Annotated in this window: 22 protein-coding genes; 4 read left to right on the forward strand and 18 right to left on the reverse strand. The window is 66.3% G+C overall.

All coding sequences use genetic code 11. The features are described 5' to 3' along the window. The first annotated feature begins 3 nt into the window (after nt 1-3). The 3 genes from DFP85_RS13490 to fabB all read left to right on the forward strand — a co-directional run bounded on the left by DFP85_RS13490 (nt 4) and on the right by fabB (nt 2403). Nucleotides 4-531: a DUF2878 domain-containing protein gene (locus DFP85_RS13490; protein ID WP_133636885.1), complete on the forward strand. Its 528-nt coding sequence runs from the start codon at nt 4-6 to the stop codon at nt 529-531. A 125-nt stretch (nt 532-656) separates the two neighbouring features. Further along, nucleotides 657-1172: a 3-hydroxyacyl-[acyl-carrier-protein] dehydratase FabA gene (gene fabA, locus DFP85_RS13495; protein WP_040183089.1), complete on the forward strand. Its 516-nt coding sequence runs from the start codon at nt 657-659 to the stop codon at nt 1170-1172. 13 nt (nt 1173-1185) lie between these two features. Then, a complete protein-coding gene (gene fabB / locus DFP85_RS13500; RefSeq protein ID WP_133636887.1) occupies nt 1186-2403 on the forward strand; it encodes a beta-ketoacyl-ACP synthase I in 1218 nt (405 codons plus the stop codon). A 77-nt stretch (nt 2404-2480) separates the two neighbouring features. Here fabB and DFP85_RS13505 read toward each other — a convergent pair whose 3' ends face one another. Genes DFP85_RS13505 through DFP85_RS13520 form a run of 4 tightly spaced genes read right to left on the reverse strand, consistent with a single transcriptional unit; the run spans nt 2481 to nt 6192 of the window. Further along, nucleotides 2481-3242, reverse strand: coding sequence for a lysophospholipid acyltransferase family protein (locus tag DFP85_RS13505; protein ID WP_133636889.1), 762 nt, complete (start codon nt 3240-3242; stop codon nt 2481-2483). Further along, nucleotides 3239-4129 carry a sugar nucleotide-binding protein gene (locus DFP85_RS13510; protein ID WP_133636891.1) on the reverse strand — a complete coding sequence of 297 codons (891 nt, stop codon included), beginning with the start codon at nt 4127-4129 and terminating at the stop codon, nt 3239-3241. The genes DFP85_RS13505 and DFP85_RS13510 overlap by 4 nt, the downstream gene beginning before the upstream one ends. Before the next feature lie 24 nt (nt 4130-4153). Next, a complete protein-coding gene (ssb, locus tag DFP85_RS13515; RefSeq protein WP_133636893.1) occupies nt 4154-4750 on the reverse strand; it encodes a single-stranded DNA-binding protein in 597 nt (198 codons plus the stop codon). Between the two features lie 47 nt (nt 4751-4797). Beyond that, nucleotides 4798-6192, reverse strand: coding sequence for an MFS transporter (locus tag DFP85_RS13520; protein ID WP_133636895.1), 1395 nt, complete (start codon nt 6190-6192; stop codon nt 4798-4800). Nucleotides 6193-6352: 160 nt separating this feature from the next. Between DFP85_RS13520 and uvrA the strand changes: the two genes are divergently transcribed. Next, complete coding sequence (gene uvrA / locus DFP85_RS13525; protein ID WP_133636897.1) at nt 6353-9214, forward strand: excinuclease ABC subunit UvrA; 2862 nt, start codon at nt 6353-6355, stop codon at nt 9212-9214. Between the two features lie 192 nt (nt 9215-9406). Here uvrA and rplQ read toward each other — a convergent pair whose 3' ends face one another. The 14 genes from rplQ to rpsN form a co-directional block, all read right to left on the reverse strand. Beyond that, nucleotides 9407-9793: a 50S ribosomal protein L17 gene (gene rplQ, locus DFP85_RS13530; RefSeq protein ID WP_133636899.1), complete on the reverse strand. Its 387-nt coding sequence runs from the start codon at nt 9791-9793 to the stop codon at nt 9407-9409. A 39-nt stretch (nt 9794-9832) separates the two neighbouring features. Further along, nucleotides 9833-10831: a DNA-directed RNA polymerase subunit alpha gene (locus DFP85_RS13535; protein ID WP_040183102.1), complete on the reverse strand. Its 999-nt coding sequence runs from the start codon at nt 10829-10831 to the stop codon at nt 9833-9835. An 86-nt stretch (nt 10832-10917) separates the two neighbouring features. Continuing rightward, nucleotides 10918-11538, reverse strand: a complete 621-nt coding sequence (gene rpsD, locus DFP85_RS13540) for a 30S ribosomal protein S4 (protein ID WP_108447061.1) — start codon at nt 11536-11538, stop codon at nt 10918-10920. Between the two features lie 12 nt (nt 11539-11550). Beyond that, nucleotides 11551-11937 (reverse strand): 30S ribosomal protein S11, encoded by a 387-nt coding sequence (rpsK, locus tag DFP85_RS13545; protein ID WP_040183105.1) that lies wholly within the window; start codon nt 11935-11937, stop codon nt 11551-11553. Between the two features lie 39 nt (nt 11938-11976). Further along, nucleotides 11977-12333, reverse strand: coding sequence for a 30S ribosomal protein S13 (gene rpsM, locus DFP85_RS13550; RefSeq protein ID WP_071943838.1), 357 nt, complete (start codon nt 12331-12333; stop codon nt 11977-11979). Nucleotides 12334-12456: 123 nt separating this feature from the next. Beyond that, nucleotides 12457-12570 carry a 50S ribosomal protein L36 gene (gene rpmJ, locus DFP85_RS13555; RefSeq protein WP_009099023.1) on the reverse strand — a complete coding sequence of 38 codons (114 nt, stop codon included), beginning with the start codon at nt 12568-12570 and terminating at the stop codon, nt 12457-12459. Nucleotides 12571-12645: 75 nt separating this feature from the next. Next, the gene (secY, locus tag DFP85_RS13560; protein ID WP_133636900.1) at nt 12646-13977 is read right to left on the reverse strand and encodes a preprotein translocase subunit SecY; all 1332 of its coding nucleotides are present in this window, start codon (nt 13975-13977) and stop codon (nt 12646-12648) included. Further along, the gene (gene rplO / locus DFP85_RS13565; protein ID WP_133636902.1) at nt 13978-14412 is read right to left on the reverse strand and encodes a 50S ribosomal protein L15; all 435 of its coding nucleotides are present in this window, start codon (nt 14410-14412) and stop codon (nt 13978-13980) included. 3 nt (nt 14413-14415) lie between these two features. Then, nucleotides 14416-14598: a 50S ribosomal protein L30 gene (gene rpmD / locus DFP85_RS13570; protein ID WP_013331010.1), complete on the reverse strand. Its 183-nt coding sequence runs from the start codon at nt 14596-14598 to the stop codon at nt 14416-14418. Nucleotides 14599-14603: 5 nt separating this feature from the next. Then, entirely contained in the window at nt 14604-15104 is a 501-nt protein-coding gene (gene rpsE, locus DFP85_RS13575; RefSeq protein WP_133636904.1) for a 30S ribosomal protein S5, read from the reverse strand. Nucleotides 15105-15115: 11 nt separating this feature from the next. After that, nucleotides 15116-15466: a 50S ribosomal protein L18 gene (gene rplR / locus DFP85_RS13580; RefSeq protein WP_102626746.1), complete on the reverse strand. Its 351-nt coding sequence runs from the start codon at nt 15464-15466 to the stop codon at nt 15116-15118. Nucleotides 15467-15475: 9 nt separating this feature from the next. Beyond that, nucleotides 15476-16006 (reverse strand): 50S ribosomal protein L6, encoded by a 531-nt coding sequence (gene rplF, locus DFP85_RS13585; protein ID WP_133636906.1) that lies wholly within the window; start codon nt 16004-16006, stop codon nt 15476-15478. Nucleotides 16007-16015: 9 nt separating this feature from the next. Then, nucleotides 16016-16408 (reverse strand): 30S ribosomal protein S8, encoded by a 393-nt coding sequence (rpsH, locus tag DFP85_RS13590; protein ID WP_133636908.1) that lies wholly within the window; start codon nt 16406-16408, stop codon nt 16016-16018. Between the two features lie 32 nt (nt 16409-16440). Further along, nucleotides 16441-16746 (reverse strand): 30S ribosomal protein S14, encoded by a 306-nt coding sequence (gene rpsN, locus DFP85_RS13595; RefSeq protein WP_133636910.1) that lies wholly within the window; start codon nt 16744-16746, stop codon nt 16441-16443. Nucleotides 16747-16752 lie beyond the last annotated feature (6 nt).

Here is a 16752-nt window from a genome sequence, read left to right on the forward strand (position 1 = left end):
GCGATGGCCATCCTGCCCGACGGTCCCGTGAAGATGCTGGCCAACCTGGCTACCTTCCAGGTGGGCTGGTTCGCCTGCGTGCTGGGCGGCTCGCGGGTCGGCCTGCTGGCGGTCGCGCTGATCCTCACCCTGCACCTCGCCTGGCTGGCCCGCCCCGGGGAGTGGCGCTGGCTGGCGGGATTCGCCGCGCTGGGGCTGGTGGTGGACGGCGGCCTGACGCTGGCCGGCGGCTTCGCCTTCGCCGAGGGGACCTCCCTGCTGGGGGGCATGCCCGCCTGGCTGTGGCTGCTCTGGCCCCTCTTCGCCACCCTGGTCCACCACTCGCTGGCCTGGCTCTGGCAATACCCCTGGCTGGCCGCCCTCGGTGGCGCCACCAGCGGCCCGCTCTCCTACTATGCCGGCGCCCGCCTCGCCGGGGTGGAGCTGGCCCCCTGGCTGCTGCCCGCCGAGGCGCTGGCCTGGGCGCTGATCTGCCTGGCCCTGAGCGCCTACCTGGGCAAGACGCCTGCCCTGGCCAGGCGGCTCCGCTGAGGCCAGCCCCGCCCCTCCCGCCTGCGGCGTGCATTCATCGTGTGTGGACAGTAGACTAGGCACAGCCGCCCGGCGGCCCCAGGCCGCTTTCGGCACACAATGATCTCGACTCTCGGAACGATTCAGTGACCAAGCAACACTCCTTTGATCGCGAAGAACTGCTGGCCTGCTCACGCGGCGAGCTGTTCGGTCCGGGCAATGCCCAGTTGCCGGCCCCCAACATGCTGATGCTCGACCGCATCATGCACATCCACGAGGAAGGCGGGGATCACGGCAAGGGCGAGCTGATCGCCGAGCTGGATATCCACCCCGACCTGTGGTTCTTCGACTGCCACTTCCCGGGGGATCCGGTGATGCCCGGCTGCCTGGGCCTGGACGCCATGTGGCAGCTGGTGGGGTTCTACCTGGGCTGGCTCGGCCATCCCGGCCGCGGCCGCGCCCTGGGCTGCGGCGAGGTCAAGTTCAGCGGTCAGATCCTGCCCGATGCCCAGAAGGTCACCTACCGCATCAACATCAAGCGCATCATCACCCGGCGCCTGATCCTGGGCATGGCCGACGGCACCGTATCCGTCGACGGCCGCGACATCTACCAGGCCAACGACCTGCGCGTCGGCCTGTTCACCTCCACCGCGAATTTCTGAACAGGAGGCTCCCATGCGACGAGTGGTAGTCACCGGCCTGGGCATCGTGTCCTGCCTGGGCAACGACGCACAACAGGTTCTGGAGGCGCTCAGGAACGGGCGCTCGGGCATTCGCTTCAAGGAAGACTACGCCGAGCGGGGCTTCCGCAGCCAGGTGGCCGGCAGCGTCGACATCGACCTGGACGCCCTGATCGACCGCAAGCTGCGCCGCTTCATGGGCGACGCCGCCGCCTTCGCCTATGTCTCCATGGCCCAGGCCATCGAGGACGCGGGGCTGGCCCCGGAGCAGGTCTCCAGCGAGCGTACCGGACTGATCGCCGGCTCAGGCGGCGCCTCCAGCGCCAACCAGGTGGAGGCCGCCGACCTGATGCGCGAGAAGGGGCTGCGCCGCGTGGGGCCCTACCGGGTCACCCGCACCATGGGCAGCACCGTCTCGGCCTGCCTGGCGACCCCGTTCCGGATCAAGGGCGTCAACTACTCCATCTCCTCGGCCTGCGCCACCTCAGCCCACTGCATCGGCAGTGCCATGGAGCAGATCCAGATGGGCAAGCAGGACGTGGTCTTCGCCGGCGGCGGCGAGGAGGAGCACTGGACCCTCTCCTGCCTGTTCGATGCCATGGGGGCGCTCTCGACCCACTACAACGACACCCCCGACAAGGCCTCCCGACCCTATGACCAGGCCCGCGACGGCTTCGTCATTGCCGGCGGTGGTGGCATGCTGGTGCTCGAGGAACTGGAGCACGCCAAGGCGCGCGGCGCGAAGATCTATGCCGAGGTGACCGGCTACGGTGCCACCTCCGATGGCCACGACATGGTCGCGCCCTCCGGCGAGGGGGCAGTGCGCTGCATGCGCCAGGCCATGGCGACCGTCGATGGCAAGATCGACTACATCAACACCCACGGCACCTCGACCCCGGTGGGCGACGTGGCCGAGCTCAAGGCGATCCGCGAGGTCTTCGGCGACTCCACGCCGGCGATGAGCTCCACCAAGTCGCTGACCGGCCACTCCCTGGGGGCCACCGGCGTCCAGGAGGCGATCTACTCGCTGCTGATGATGGAGAACGACTTCATCGTCGCCTCCGCCAACGTCGAGACCCTCGACGAGCAGGCCGATGGTTTCGATATCGTCACCCAGCGCCGCGACGGCGTGAAGGTCGAGCGGGTGCTCTCCAACAGCTTCGGCTTCGGCGGGACCAATGCCTGCCTGGTGCTGGAGAAGTACCGCGACTGACACGTCGCGCTCCAGCCGCAACGCAAGAGGCGCCCTCAGGGGCGCCTCTTGCGTTTGCGTTGCGGGAGTCGTCAGCGTCAGGCCAGGGGCCTCTCGGTGACCGGCGCTGCGGCCGTGGCCGGGCGCGGCACCTCGGAAATCTCGGCAAGCCTCGCCTCGATCCACGCCTCCACCTCGACCAGCACCTCCTCCGAGGTGCGCCCGGCGGTCTCGATGGGCTCGCCCACCTCCAGCGACAGGCGTCCCGGGCGCTTGACCCAGTGGCGCCCCGGCCAGCGCTCCCCGGCATTGTGGGCCACCGGCACCACCGGCACCCCGGCGCGGCAGGCGATCACCGCACCGCTCTTGTTGTAGCGGCGCCGGCTACCCGGCGCCACCCGGGTCCCCTCGGGAAAGATCAGCACCGAAAGCCCCTCCTCGAGCCGTATCTTGCCCTGGGTGAGCACCTGCTTCATGGCCCGGGCGGGCTTGCTGCGGTCCACGGCGATGGGGTGCAGCAGGCGCAGCCCCCAGCCGAAGACCGGAATGGTCAACAGCTCCCGCTTGAGCACCGTGCAGACCGGCGGATGCAGCAGCTGCAGGTAGACGGTCTCCCACTCGGACTGGTGGTTGGCGAGAATGACGCAGGGCCCCTCGGGCAGGCGCTCATGGCCGCGGAAGTCGTAGCGCACGCCGCAGGTCAGGCGGAACCAGGCGATGATGAAGTGGTTGTAGAGGTTGAGCAGGCGATAGCGGGAACGCAGCGGCAGGAAGGGGGCCGGCGGCAGGAAGAGCACGCCGCAGACCAGCATGGCCAGAAAGTAGCCGGCATAGAAGACCAGGCTGCGGATCACGTTCATCGGGATATCGACTCCTCTGCCGCCTCGCCGTCATCCCTGGCCAGGCACCAGGTATCCAGCATGCGTCCGACTTCCAGGCGCCAGGGCTTCTGGTGGACGCCGAACACGTCCAGCACCCGCCGGCAGTTGAGGACGCGACGCAGCGGCTGGTCGTGGTGGTGGTTCAGCGCCTTGACGCTGCCCAGCGCGACCCGCTCGCCACGCCCCTCGAGCCGCGTGGCGAGTTGGGTACGCACCATGGAGACGAAGGTGTAGGCACTCACCGGCTCGGTGCCGGCCAGGTGGTAGCTGCCCCAGGCCCCGGCCCCGCAATACTGCTGCTGGAGCATGCCGACCAGCGCCATGGCCACGGCATCCGCCGAGGTCGGGCAGAAGATCACGTCGGATTCGGCGCGAACCTCGCCGCCATCCATCAGGGTGTCGAGCAGCTCGCTGAGCCAGGCCTGGCTGCCCTCCAGGGCAAACAGCGGTCCCAGGCGCACGATCAGGTGCCGGGGGTACTCGGCACGGATCCGGTCGCCGGTACGGATCAGCCGCCGCAGGCTGTCGTCGCGGGGCTCGGGGATCACGTGCTCGTCGATGGGGACCTCGAGGCCGTCCTCGTAGAGCTGGTCGGAGACGCACCACACCAGCGGGATATCCGCCTCGCGACACGCCTCCATGCAGGCCTCGACCGCCTCGGCATGGGCCGTGACGGTCGCCGGCTCGGCAGTGATCGGCCGCGACAGCGGCGGGATCACCAGCGCATCCGGGCGCAGCTCCTCGAGCAGCGCCGGCGCAGGGGCCAGACCCGGCTCGATGGTGAGCTCGGTGTCGCTGCGCCGGTTGGCCTCGCGGGCCAGCGCCAGGCTCAGGCAGTGCCCGGCCTCCAGGATCAGCAGCTTCACGGCACCTCCTTGGCTGGCCCCTGCTTAAAAAGGGATCTCGTCATCGAAATCGTCGAAGCTGCCCGGGTCCGGGGCACCATAGTTGCCGCCCTGCTGCTGGCCGCCACCCTGCTGCGGGGGAGCCGGCTGCGGGGCCGGACGCTGGGGCTGGCCGCCACCGAAGTTGCCGCCCTGCGGCGGGACATTGCCGTAGCCGCCCTGCTGGGGCGCCGGGCCGCCGAAGTTACCGCCCTGCTGGGGCTGGCCGCCGTACTGCCCCCCCTGCTGGCCACCGAAGTCGCCGCCGCGGGAGTCGAGCATCTGCATGTCGTTGGCGACGATCTCGGTGCTGTACTTGTCCTGGCCGTTCTGGTCCTGCCACTTGCGGGTCTGCAGGCGACCCTCGATATACACCTTGCTGCCCTTCTTGAGGTACTGCTGGGCGATCTCGGCGGTCTTGTTGAACAGCACGACCCGGTGCCATTCGGTGCGCTCCTGGCGCTGGCCGCTCTGCTTGTCCATCCAGGTATCGGTGGTGGCCAGGTTGAGGTTGGCAACGGCGGTGCCGGAGGGCGTGAAGCGCACCTCGGGATCCTGGCCCAGGTTGCCGATGAGGATGACCTTGTTGATGCCACGGGCCATGAGGGACTCCTTGCTGTCATGAATACGTTGTAAGGATCATACGCGGCTCAGGCGCCGCTGTGGTGATTCCCGGAACCGGTGAGGCGTGCCAGGGCCTGCTCGTCGAGTCGCTGGCGGTCCACCTTGAGATAGGCCAGGCGCTCCTCGGGGACGACCAGCACGTCCTCCACCCCGGCCACCTCGGCGAACCGCGCCATCAGGGTGTCCAGGGCATCATCCTGCTCATTGTCGTCCAGCGCCACCACCTCGCTGGTCAGGTGGCGCGGAGGCGCCATGCCGGCCATCACCACCAGCCAGGCCAGGCCCACCAGGCCGCAACCGATAAAGACCGCGGAGAGCCCCCACTGCTGGACCAGGGCGCCACCCAGCACCCCGCCCAGGAAGGCCCCCAGGAACTGGCTGGTGGAGTAGATGCCCATGGCGGTGCCCTTGGCCCCGGCCGGGGCCAGCTTGCTGAGCATCGAGGGCAGGGTGGCCTCGAGCAGGTTGAAGGCGATGAAGAACAGCAGCAGCCAGCCGAAGAGCGCCGCGAAGCCCTCGCCCAGGCCGGCCAGCCCGAACAGGCTCAGGGTGATGGCGGTGATCGCCGACAGGCACATGGCCTTCATGCGCCGCCGCTTCTCGGCGATGATCACCAGCGGCACCATGGCCACGAAGGCCAGCAGCATGATGCCCAGGTAGGTGAGGCCATGGCGCTCGACGGCGATGCCCGCCTCGACCAGCCGGAAGGGCACGGCGACGAAGATCGCCATCAGCACCAGGTGCAGGGCGAAGATCGAGATGTCCATCCGCCACAGGTCGCCGCGCGCCAGGATGCCGCGCAGCTGGCCGCGGTCCATGCCCACGTCCCGGTGGCGCACCCGACGCGGCGCCGGCGGCACCAGCTTCCACAGCACCGCCAGCCCCAGGGCCGCCAGCGCCGCGGTGAACCAGAAGACCCCGGCCAGGCCGAAGCCGGCGGCGAGCCAGGGACCGAGCACCATGGCCACGGCGAAGGCCACACCGATGGAGAGCCCGATGGTGGCCATGGCGGCGGTGCGCACCTGTTCGCGGGTCTGGTCGGCGAGCAGCGCCATGATCGCCGCGGCCACCGCACCGCTGCCCTGCAGGCAGCGCCCCAGGATCACCCCGCCGATGGAGTCGGCGCCGGCGGCCACCAGGCTGCCGAGCAGGAACAGGACCAGCCCCACGGCGATCACCGGCTTGCGTCCCAGGCGGTCGGAGAGCAGGCCGAAGGGGATCTGCAGCAGCGCCTGGGTGAGGCCGTAGATCCCCAGCGCCAGGCCGACCAGCAGCGGCGTCGCCCCCTTCAGGTCATCGGCATACAGGGCCAGCACCGGCAGCACCATGAACAGGCCCAGCATGCGCGTGGCGTAGAGCCCCGCGAGCCCGGTGATGGCGCGCCGCTCGGTGGCTAACAGCAGTCCTGAGACCTTTCGCATGGCGGTTCGAATTTCCGTGGACGGACCCTCGGGCCCGGAGGTGGACCGCATATTCTAGCGGCTCGCCGGGGCGCAGGGAAAGCCGATGGCGGCCCGCGCTTTGCCGCCGGTGCGGCCCGCCCCGTATAATCGAGCTTTTGCCGCGTCCGGCGAGGTGGGAATGGACACAATTCTGGTCAGGGGTGCCCGCACCCACAACCTGAAGAACATCGACGTCGAACTGCCCCGCGACAAGCTGATCGTGGTCACCGGGCTCTCCGGGTCGGGCAAGTCGTCGCTCGCCTTCGACACCCTCTACGCCGAGGGCCAGCGCCGCTACGTGGAATCGCTCTCCACCTACGCGCGCCAGTTCCTGTCGATGATGGAGAAGCCCGACGTCGACCATATCGAGGGGCTCTCCCCGGCGATCTCCATCGAGCAGAAGTCCACCTCCCACAACCCGCGCTCCACCGTGGGCACCATCACCGAGATCTACGACTACCTGCGCCTGCTGTTCGCCCGCGCCGGCACCCCGCGCTGCCCGGAGCACGGCGAGGACCTCGAGTCCCAGACCGTCTCGCAGATGGTCGACCAGGTGCTGACCCTGCCCGAGGGCAGCAAGCTGATGCTGCTGGCCCCGGTGGTCAAGGGGCGCAAGGGTGAGCACCTGCAGCTGCTCGCCGAGCTGCGCGCCCAGGGCTTCGTGCGCGCCATGGTCGACGGCCAGGTGCTGGAGCTCGACGACATCGCCCCGCTCGACAAGAACAGGAAGCACGACATCAGCGTAGTGGTCGACCGCCTCAAGGTGCGCGACGGGCTGCAGCAGCGCCTGGCGGAGTCCTTCGAGACGGCCCTCAACCTGGCCGACGGCGTGGCCACGATCCACTTCATGGACGGCGAGCACGAGGAGATCGCCTTCTCGGCGCGCTTCGCCTGTCCGGTGTGCGGCTACTCCATCGCCGAGCTCGAGCCGCGCATGTTCTCCTTCAACAACCCGGCCGGCGCCTGCCCGACCTGCGACGGCCTGGGCGTGCAGCAGTTCTTCGACCCCGACAAGCTGATCAGCCACCCCGAGCTGTCGCTGGCCGAGGGGGTGATCAAGGGCTGGGACCGGCGCAGCGTCTACTACTTCAACCAGCTGCAGGCCGTGGCCGACCACTACCGCTTCACCCTGGAGACCCCCTGGCAGGACCTGGCCCGCCACGAGCGCGAGATCATCCTCCACGGCAGCGGCAGCGACGACATCGCCTTCAGCTACGTCAACGACCGGGGCCGCAAGGTGACCCGCGAGCACCCCTTCGAGGGCGTGCTGCCCAACATGCAGCGCCGCTATCGCGAGACCGAGTCCAGCATGGTGCGCGAGGACCTGGCACGCCACATCGCCGTGCAGCCCTGCCCCACCTGCCACGGCTCGCGGCTGCGCCGGGAGGCGCGCCACGTCTACATCGACGACCGCACCCTGCCCCAGCTCGTTCACCTGCCCATCGGCGAGGCGCTGAGCTACTTCGGCGAACTCAGCCTGCCGGGACGCAAGGGCGAGATCGCCGTCAAGATCGTCAACGAGATCCACGCCCGGCTGGAGTTCCTGGTCAACGTGGGGCTCGACTACCTGAACCTGGAGCGCAGCGCCGAGACCCTCTCCGGCGGCGAGGCCCAGCGCATCCGCCTGGCCAGCCAGATCGGCGCCGGCCTGGTGGGGGTGATGTACATCCTCGACGAGCCCTCCATCGGCCTGCACCAGCGCGACAACGACCGCCTGCTGCAGACCCTGGAACGCCTGCGCGACCTCGGCAACACCGTGATCGTGGTCGAGCACGACGAGGACGCCATCCGCGCCGCCGACCACGTGCTCGACATCGGCCCTGGCGCCGGCGTGCATGGCGGTCGCATCGTCGCCCAGGGCACCCCGCAGGAGATCATCGCCACGCCGGACTCCCTCACCGGCCAGTACCTCGCCGGCACTCGGCGCATCGAGGTCCCGCCCTGGCGCATTCCCGGCAACCCGGAGAAGGTGGTGCGCCTCACCGGCGCCCGGGGCAACAACCTCCAGGACGTCACCCTCGAGCTGCCGCTGGGCCTGTTCGTGTGCATCACCGGCGTCTCCGGCTCCGGCAAGTCGACGCTGATCAATGCCACCCTGATGCCCATCGCCGCCCGGGAGCTCAACCGTGCCACCAGCCTGACACCGGAGGCCCATGACCGCATCGAGGGCCTCGATCACCTCGACAAGGTGATCGACATCGACCAGAGCCCCATCGGTCGCACCCCGCGCTCAAACCCGGCCACCTACACCGGCATTTTCACCCCCATCCGCGAGTTGTTCGCCGGCACCCAGGAGGCACGCTCGCGGGGCTACAAGCCGGGCCGCTTTTCCTTCAACGTCAAGGGCGGGCGCTGCGAGGCCTGCCAGGGCGAGGGCATGATCAAGGTGGAGATGCACTTCCTGCCGGACATCTACGTGCCCTGCGACGTCTGCAAGGGCAAGCGCTACAACCGCGAGACCCTGGAGATCGCCTACAAGGGCAAGAGCATCCACGAGGTCCTCGAGATGACCGTGGAGGAGGCCCTGGCGTTCTTCTCGCCGGTGCCGGCCATCGCCCGCCGGCTGCAGACGCTGCTCGACGTGGGGCTCTCCTACATCCGCCTGGGGCAGAGCGCGACCACGCTCTCCGGCGGCGAGGCCCAGCGGGTCAAGCTGGCCCGGGAGCTGGCCAAGCGCGATACCGGCAAGACCCTCTACATCCTCGACGAGCCGACCACCGGCCTGCACTTCGAGGACATCCGCCAGCTGCTCACCGTGCTGCACCGCCTGCGCGACCACGGCAACACCATCGTGGTGATCGAGCACAACCTGGACGTGATCAAGACCGCCGACTGGCTGATCGACCTGGGCCCCGAGGGCGGCTCCGGCGGCGGGCGCATCATCGCCGAGGGCACGCCCGAGCAGGTGGCACGCATGGAGGCGTCGCACACCGGCCGCTTCCTCAAGCCCCTGCTGGAGCGCGCCAAGGCCAGCAAGGCGGAGCCGGAGACCACTGCATAGCGGTGAGGGACAAGGAGCAAGGAGCAAGGAGCAAGGAGCAAGGAGCAAGGAGCAAGGCAGCATGCTCCCGCCGTCCAGACTCGCCAGGGATTCCTTGCCACTTGCCCCCTTGCCGCTTGTCACTGGCATAAAAAAACCGGCTCCACGAAGGGAGCCGGTTTGGCGTGCCACTGGCGGAAGGCCGGTCGAGGATCACTCCTCGGCGGCGGCTTCCTCGACGACCGGACGGTCGACCAGTTCGACGAAGGCCATGGGGGCGTTGTCGCCGGTGCGGAAGCCGCACTTGAGGATACGGACGTAACCGCCCGGACGCTCGGCGTAACGCGGCCCCAGCTCGTTGAAGAGCTTGCCGACCGCTTCCTTCGAACGGGTGCGGCTGAAGGCCAGACGACGATTGGCGACGCTGTCCTGCTTGGCCAGGGTGATCAGCGGCTCGATGACGCGACGCAGCTCCTTGGCCTTGGGCAGGGTTGTCTTGATCACTTCGTGCTCGACCAGCGAGACGGACATGTTCTTGAACATGGCCTGGCGGTGCGAGCTGTTGCGATTCAGGTGACGACCACTCTTACGATGACGCATGGTTGTGATTCCTTACCAAACTGGGACTCGAGTCGAGGCTCACGCGGAGGCCTTGTCGTCCTTCAGGCTTGCCGGCGGCCAGTTCTCCAGCCGCATGCCCAGGGAAAGCCCGCGGGCGGCCAACACGTCCTTGATCTCATTCAGGGACTTCTTGCCGAGATTGGGGGTCTTCAGCAGCTCCACCTCGGTGCGCTGGATCAGATCCCCGATGTAGTAGATGTTCTCGGCCTTCAGGCAGTTGGCGCTGCGAACGGTCAACTCGAGATCGTCTACGGGGCGCAGCAGGATCGGATCGATATGATCCTCTTCCTCCACCACTTCCTGTTCCTTGTCGGCTTCCAGGTCGACGAAGGCGGCCAGCTGCTCCTGCAGGATGGTCGCGCTGCGACGGATCGCCTCTTCCGGATCCAGGGTGCCGTCGGTTTCCAGATTGATGATCAGCTTGTCGAGGTCGGTGCGCTGTTCGACACGCGCGGCCTCGACGCTGTAGGAAACCCGGCGCACGGGGCTGAAGGTAGCATCCAGCTGCAGGCGACCGATGGCGCGAGACTCGTCGTCGGCATCGCCACGCACGTCCGCCGGCTCGTAGCCGCGGCCGCGAGCGACCTTGAGCTGCATCTTCAGCTCGGCGCCCTCGTTGACGTGGGCAATGACATGCTCGGGGTTGACGATCTCGACATCATGGTCGAGGGCGATGTCCCCAGCAGTCACGACGGCCGGGCCCTGCTTGTTCAGCGAGAGCACTGCCTCGTCGCGGCTGTGCATCCGGAGCGCCACGTCCTTGAGGTTCAGGAGGATTTCGATGACATCTTCCTGGACGCCCTCGATCGCGCTGTACTCGTGTTCGACACCGGCGATCTCGGCCTCCACCACGGCACAGCCGGGCATGGACGAGAGCAGGATGCGACGCAGGGCATTCCCCAGCGTGTGGCCGAAGCCCCGCTCGAAGGGTTCGAGCACGATCTTCGCGTGGTGTGCGCTGATCTCTTCGACCTTGATGTCGCGAGGACGGAGAAACTCTGTCACTGAACGCTGCATATGAACACCTTTCAGGCTGCCAAACGGATTGTCGGTACTCTTCGGCCGCCCCCCGCGGACGGGGAGCGGCACGACGCGGGCGCCGCTTACTTGGAGTACAGCTCGACGATCAGGTTTTCGTTGATGTCGGCAGACAGGTCACCGCGTTCGGGCAGGGCCTTGAAAGTGCCTTCCATCTTCTTGGCATCGGTCTCGACCCAGACCACGTCGCCGCGGTTGGCGGCGATGGCCAGGGAAGTCTGGATGCGCGCCTGGTTCTTCGCCTTCTCGCGCACGGAGACCACGTCACCAGGCTTGACCTGGTAGGAGGCCACGTTGACGGTCTTGCCGTTGACGGCGATCGCCTTGTGGCTGACCAGCTGACGTGCCTCGGAACGCGTGGAGCCGAAGCCCATGCGGTAGACGACGTTGTCCAGTCGGGATTCGAGAAGCTGCAGCAACAGCTCGCCGGTCGCGCCCTTCAGGCGGGCTGCTTCCTTGTAGTAGTTGCGGAACTGCTTCTCGAGTACGCCGTACATGCGACGTACTTTCTGCTTCTCGCGAAGCTGCAAGCCGTAGTCGGAAAGACGCTGACGGCGCTGGCCGTGCACACCCGGGATCTGCTCGGATTTGCACTTCTTCTCGAAGGGAGTGACACCGCTCTTGAGGAAGAGGTCGGTCCCCTCACGACGAGACAGTTTGCACTTCGGTCCAATGTAACGAGCCATGAATCTGTCTCCTTAAACGCGGCGTTTCTTCGGCGGACGGCAGCCATTGTGGGGAATGGGCGTCGCGTCGGTGATGCTCTGCACGCGGAAGCCGGCGGCATTGAGCGCGCGCACGGCGGATTCACGGCCAGGACCGGGGCCCTTGACCAGCACGTCGACGTTTTTCACACCATACTCGGCTGCAGCGGTCGCTGCACGCTCGCTTGCCACTTGAGCAGCGAACGGGGTGCTCTTGCGAGAACCACGAAAACCCGAACCACCGGCAGTCGCCCAGGAAAGGGCGTTGCCCTGGCGGTCTGTGATCGTAATGATCGTGTTGTTAAAAGAGGCGTGGATATGCGCGATGGCATCCACTACCTGCTTTTTAACCTTTTTACGGTTGCTACGCGGGTTAGCCATGTTGATGTCTATTCCTGTCTTTACGCCAGAACGTGCGTGTTATTTGCGGATCGGCTTGCGCGGGCCCTTGCGGGTACGCGCATTGGTCTTGGTACGCTGACCACGCAGCGGAAGACCACGACGATGACGCAGACCACGATAGCAACCCAGGTCCATGAGACGCTTGATGTTAAGCGTGACATCACGACGCAGGTCACCTTCCACGGTGTACTTGCCGACTTCGGACCGCAGGGAATCCAGATCTTCACTGGACAGCTCCTGGATCTTGGTGGTCGGCGCGATGCCGGTCGCGGCACAGATGTCCTGAGCGCGCGTACGGCCAATCCCGAAGATATAGGTCAGCGAGATCGCCGCATGCTTGTTGTCCGGGATATTGACGCCTGCAATACGGGCCATCAGCTTACTCCGAAATTTGAGCGGCTTGCTCGATTAATCATCTACAAAAGGCGCAACAGCATACCCCTTTCCTCGCTCGAGGACAAGGGGCATGCCGGCACCCGGTTCAGTGCAGCGTCGGGATCAACCCTGGCGCTGCTTGTGCCGCGGCTCGATGCAGATGACGCGCACGGCGCCATTGCGACGAATGATCTTGCAGTTGCGGCACATTTTCTTCACGGAAGCTCGAACTTTCATCGTTCTATCTCCATAGTTGGCTCGCGACGCGGGCCAACGGTTCAGCTCGCGGCGCACCAAATCGCCAGCGGCGCCTCAGCGCATGATGCCGCCGCTACCGTAGCCTTTCAGGTTGGACTTCTTCATCACCGACTCGTACTGGTGCGACATGAGGTGCGACTGCACCTGGGCCATGAAGTCCATGATGACCACCACCACGATCAGCAGCGAGGTACCGCCGAAGAAGAACGGCACGTTCCAGGCCACGATCAGGAACTGGGGCATCAGGGAAACCGCAGTGATGTAGAGGGCACCGAACAGGGTCAGACGGGTCATGACCTTGTCGATGTAGCGAGCGGTCTGCTCGCCAGGGCGAATGCCCGGCAGGAAGGCCCCTGACTTCTTGAGGTTGTCAGCGACATCCTTGGGGTTGAAGACCAGCGCTGTGTAAAAGAAGCAGAAGAATACCACCGCCGCGCCGAAAAGCAAGATGTACAGCGGCTGACCCGGGCCCAGGGCCTGGGAGGCACGCTGCAGCCATTCCATGCCGTCGCCGGCACCGACCCACTGGCCCAGCGAGGCCGGGAACAGCAGGATGCTCGATGCGAAGATCGCCGGAATAACGCCCGCCATGTTGACCTTGAGCGGCAGGTAGCTGCTCTGGCCGGCATACATCTTGTTGCCCACCTGGCGACGCGGGTAGTTCACCGTGAGGCGGCGCTGGCCGCGCTCGATGAACACCACGAAGGCCACGGTGGCCACGCCCAGCACGGTCAGGGCCAGCAGCGGCAGGACATTCCAGGCCCCCTCGTTGCGGGCCAGCTCGAAGGCCTGCCCCACGGCGCCCGGCAGGCCGGCGACGATCCCCGCGAAGATCAGCAGCGAGATGCCGTTGCCGATGCCCTTCTCGGTGATCTGCTCGCCCAGCCACATCAGGAACACCGCCCCGGTGACGAAGGTCACGATGGCGGTGAAGTAGAAGCTGAAGTCGGCCGTGTAGGCGATCCCCTGGCTGGCCAGGCCCACCGACATGCCGGTGGCCTGGACCAGGGCCAGCAGCACGGTGCCGTAGCGCGTGTACTGGCTGATCTTGCGGCGGCCGGCCTCGCCCTCCTTCTTCAGCTGCTCGAGCTGGGGCGAGACCGCGGTCATCAGCTGCATGATGATCGACGCCGAGATGTAGGGCATGATGCCCAGCGCCATGATGCTCATGCGCTCCAGGGCGCCACCCGAGAACATGTTGAACATGCCCAGGATGGTGCCCTGCTGCTCCCTGAACAAGGCAGCAAGCTGGTCAGGATTGATACCGGGAACGGGGATGTGGGCACCGATACGGTAGACCACGATGGCGAGGAGCACGAAGCGCAGACGCGCCCAGAGTTCACCCAGACCGCTGCCCATCGCCGGCATGTTTCCTGACTTGGCCATTTAGTCCTCTACCTTGCCGCCGGCGGCTTCGATCGCGGCGCGGGCACCCTTGGTGACCTTGATGCCGCGGACCGTGACCGCCTTGTTCAGTTCGCCGGACAGGATCACCTTGGCATGCTTGGTGGCATCCTTCAGCACGTTGGCTTCCTTGAGGGTGTCCAGGGTGACTTCGTCACCCGCGACCCGGGCCAGTTCGCCCAGGCGGACTTCCTCGGAAACCAGCGACTTCGCGGAGGTGAAGCCGAACTTGGGCAGGCGCCGCTGCAGCGGCATCTGACCGCCCTCGAAACCGGGCTTCACGCTGCCGCCGCTGCGCGACTTGAGGCCCTTGTGGCCACGGCCGCCGGTCTTGCCCAGACCGGAGCCGATGCCACGGCCGACGCGCTTCTCGGCGTGCTTGGAGCCCGGTGCCGGGCTCAGGCTATTGAGTTTCATGGATTACTCTCCCTCAACACGCACAAGGTAGTTGACCTTGTGGATCATGCCGCGGACGGCAGGGGTGTCTTCCAGTTCAACCGTGTGACCGATGCGACGCAGGCCGAGGCCCTTCATGGTGGCCTTGTGCTTGGCCAGTACGCCGATGGTGCTGCGGGTCTGGGTAACCTTGATCGTTGCTGACATGGTGCTTACCCCGTGATCGCTTCGACAGGCAGACCGCGCTTGGCGGCCACGTCTTCCGGCGACTGCAGGGAGGCCAGACCGTTGACGGTCGCCCGCACCACGTTCACCGGGTTGGTGGAGCCGTAGCACTTGGCCAGGACGTTGTGCACGCCGGCCAGTTCGAGCACGGAGCGCATGGCGCCGCCGGCGATGATCCCGGTACCCTCGGAGGCGGGCTGCATGTACACCTTGGAGGCGCCGTGACGGGCCTTGACCGGGTACTGCAGGGTGCCACCGGTGAGGTTCACCTTGACCATGTTGCGACGCGCCTGGTCCATGGCCTTCTGGATCGCCACCGGCACTTCACGTGCCTTGCCGCGACCGAAACCCACACGACCGTTACCGTCACCCACGACGGTCAGGGCGGTGAAACCGAAGATCCGGCCACCCTTGACCACCTTGGCGACACGGTTGATCTGCACGAGCTTTTCCTGCAGATCGCCGCTTTGCTGTTCGTTCTTCGCCATCGTAAAACCCTTTAGAATTCCAGGCCGCCTTCACGAGCGGCGTCGGCCAGGGCCTTCACACGACCGTGGTACTTGAAGCCGGCACGATCGAAGGCCACCTGGGTGATGCCAGCCTGCTTGGCGCGTTCGGCAATCAGTGCGCCCACCTTGGCGGCGGCGTCGGCATTGCCGGTCGCACCCTCGCGCAGGGCCTTGTCCAGCGTGGAAGCGCTGGCGAGGACCTTGCCACCATCCGGCGAGATGATCTGCGCATAGATGTGGCGGGGGGTACGGTTGACGCACAGGCGATACACGCCCAGCTCGCGGATCTTGGCGCGAGCACGGCGGGCACGACGGAGACGAGATTCTTTCTTCGCGTTCATAACCCTGCCTTACTTCTTCTTGGCTTCTTTGCGACGCACCTGCTCGTCGGCGTACCGGACACCCTTGCCCTTGTAGGGCTCGGGCGGACGGAAGGCGCGGATTTCCGCAGCACACTGGCCGAGCTTCTGCTTGTCCGCGCTTTTCAGCACGATGACGGTGTTCTTGGGCGTTTCCGCCGTGACACCTTCAGGCAGCGTGTAGTCGACCGGGTGCGAGAAGCCCAGTGTAAGATTGAGCGTCTGGCCCTTGGCCTGGGCACGATAACCGACGCCGATGATTTCGAGGCTCTTGGTGAAGCCCTCGCTGACACCGGTGACCAGGTTCTGGACCAGGGCACGGGTGGTACCGACCATTGCCCAGCTCTTCGCGGACTCGCTCGGCTGGAAGGTCAGCTGCCCCTCTTCCTGGCCGATCACCACATCGGGGTGAACGGTCAGGGACAGGGTGCCCTGGCTGCCCTTGACGGACAACTGGTCACCGTCGAGCTTGACCTCGACGCCTGCGGGCAATTTGACCGGATATTTGGCTACGCGGGACATTCCAAACTCCTAGAATACGGTGCAGATGACTTCACCACCGACACCCGCCTGACGCGCCGCACGATCGGTCATCACCCCATTGGAGGTGGTGACGATGGCGATGCCCAGACCTTCGGCGACCTTCGGCAGCGCGTCCTTGCCCTTGTACTGGCGCAGGGACGGCTTGGAAACCCGCTGCAGGTGCTCGATGACCGGCTTGCCCTCGAAGTACTTGAGGGTCACGGTCAGCTCGGGCTTGGCGGTCTCGCTGACGGCGAAGTCGCTGATGTAGCCCTCTTCCTTCAGCACGCGGGCCACCTCGACCTTGAGCTTGGAGGACGGCATGGAAACCGTCTCCTTGGTGGCCATCTGCGCATTGCGGATACGGGTGAACATATCCGCCAGAGTGTCTTGCATGCTCATTTACGTTGCGCTCCTGATGATTCTACGTGGCGTTACCAGCTGGACTTCTTGAGTCCGGGCACGTCGCCACGCATGGCGGCTTCACGCAGCTTGTTGCGGCCGAGGCCGAACTTGTTGTAGTAGCCGTGCGGACGACCCGTGACGCGGCAGCGGTTACGCCGACGCACCGGGCTGGAGTCGCGCGGCAACTGCTGCAGCTTGAGCTGCGCGTCGAAGCGCTCTTCGTCAGAAGCGTTGACGTCCTGGATGACCGCCTTGAACTCGGCACGCTTGGCGGCATACTTGTCCACCAGCTTCGCGCGCTTGAGCTCGCGCTCTACCATGCTTTTCTTTGCCATGATCCC

Source organism: Halomonas ventosae (genome assembly GCF_004363555.1).
Taxonomy (GTDB): Bacteria; Pseudomonadota; Gammaproteobacteria; order Pseudomonadales; family Halomonadaceae; genus Halomonas; species Halomonas ventosae.

Excerpts from the sequence above, each read along its gene's own strand:
- DFP85_RS13490 (WP_133636885.1), top strand. The coding sequence starts at position 4 with ATGGCCATCCTGCCCGACGGTCCCGTGAAGATGCTGGCCAACCTGGCT.
- fabB (WP_133636887.1), top strand. The coding sequence starts at position 1,186 with ATGCGACGAGTGGTAGTCACCGGCCTGGGCATCGTGTCCTGCCTGGGC.
- DFP85_RS13505 (WP_133636889.1), bottom strand. The coding sequence starts at position 3,242 with ATGAACGTGATCCGCAGCCTGGTCTTCTATGCCGGCTACTTTCTGGCC.
- ssb (WP_133636893.1), bottom strand. The coding sequence starts at position 4,750 with ATGGCCCGTGGCATCAACAAGGTCATCCTCATCGGCAACCTGGGCCAG.
- DFP85_RS13520 (WP_133636895.1), bottom strand. The coding sequence starts at position 6,192 with ATGCGAAAGGTCTCAGGACTGCTGTTAGCCACCGAGCGGCGCGCCATC.
- uvrA (WP_133636897.1), top strand. The coding sequence starts at position 6,353 with ATGGACACAATTCTGGTCAGGGGTGCCCGCACCCACAACCTGAAGAAC.
- rplQ (WP_133636899.1), bottom strand. The coding sequence starts at position 9,793 with ATGCGTCATCGTAAGAGTGGTCGTCACCTGAATCGCAACAGCTCGCAC.
- DFP85_RS13535 (WP_040183102.1), bottom strand. The coding sequence starts at position 10,831 with ATGCAGCGTTCAGTGACAGAGTTTCTCCGTCCTCGCGACATCAAGGTC.
- rpsD (WP_108447061.1), bottom strand. The coding sequence starts at position 11,538 with ATGGCTCGTTACATTGGACCGAAGTGCAAACTGTCTCGTCGTGAGGGG.
- rpsK (WP_040183105.1), bottom strand. The coding sequence starts at position 11,937 with ATGGCTAACCCGCGTAGCAACCGTAAAAAGGTTAAAAAGCAGGTAGTG.
- rpsM (WP_071943838.1), bottom strand. The coding sequence starts at position 12,333 with ATGGCCCGTATTGCAGGCGTCAATATCCCGGACAACAAGCATGCGGCG.
- rpmJ (WP_009099023.1), bottom strand. The coding sequence starts at position 12,570 with ATGAAAGTTCGAGCTTCCGTGAAGAAAATGTGCCGCAACTGCAAGATC.
- secY (WP_133636900.1), bottom strand. The coding sequence starts at position 13,977 with ATGGCCAAGTCAGGAAACATGCCGGCGATGGGCAGCGGTCTGGGTGAA.
- rplO (WP_133636902.1), bottom strand. The coding sequence starts at position 14,412 with ATGAAACTCAATAGCCTGAGCCCGGCACCGGGCTCCAAGCACGCCGAG.
- rpmD (WP_013331010.1), bottom strand. The coding sequence starts at position 14,598 with ATGTCAGCAACGATCAAGGTTACCCAGACCCGCAGCACCATCGGCGTA.
- rpsE (WP_133636904.1), bottom strand. The coding sequence starts at position 15,104 with ATGGCGAAGAACGAACAGCAAAGCGGCGATCTGCAGGAAAAGCTCGTG.
- rplR (WP_102626746.1), bottom strand. The coding sequence starts at position 15,466 with ATGAACGCGAAGAAAGAATCTCGTCTCCGTCGTGCCCGCCGTGCTCGC.
- rplF (WP_133636906.1), bottom strand. The coding sequence starts at position 16,006 with ATGTCCCGCGTAGCCAAATATCCGGTCAAATTGCCCGCAGGCGTCGAG.
- rpsH (WP_133636908.1), bottom strand. The coding sequence starts at position 16,408 with ATGAGCATGCAAGACACTCTGGCGGATATGTTCACCCGTATCCGCAAT.
- rpsN (WP_133636910.1), bottom strand. The coding sequence starts at position 16,746 with ATGGCAAAGAAAAGCATGGTAGAGCGCGAGCTCAAGCGCGCGAAGCTG.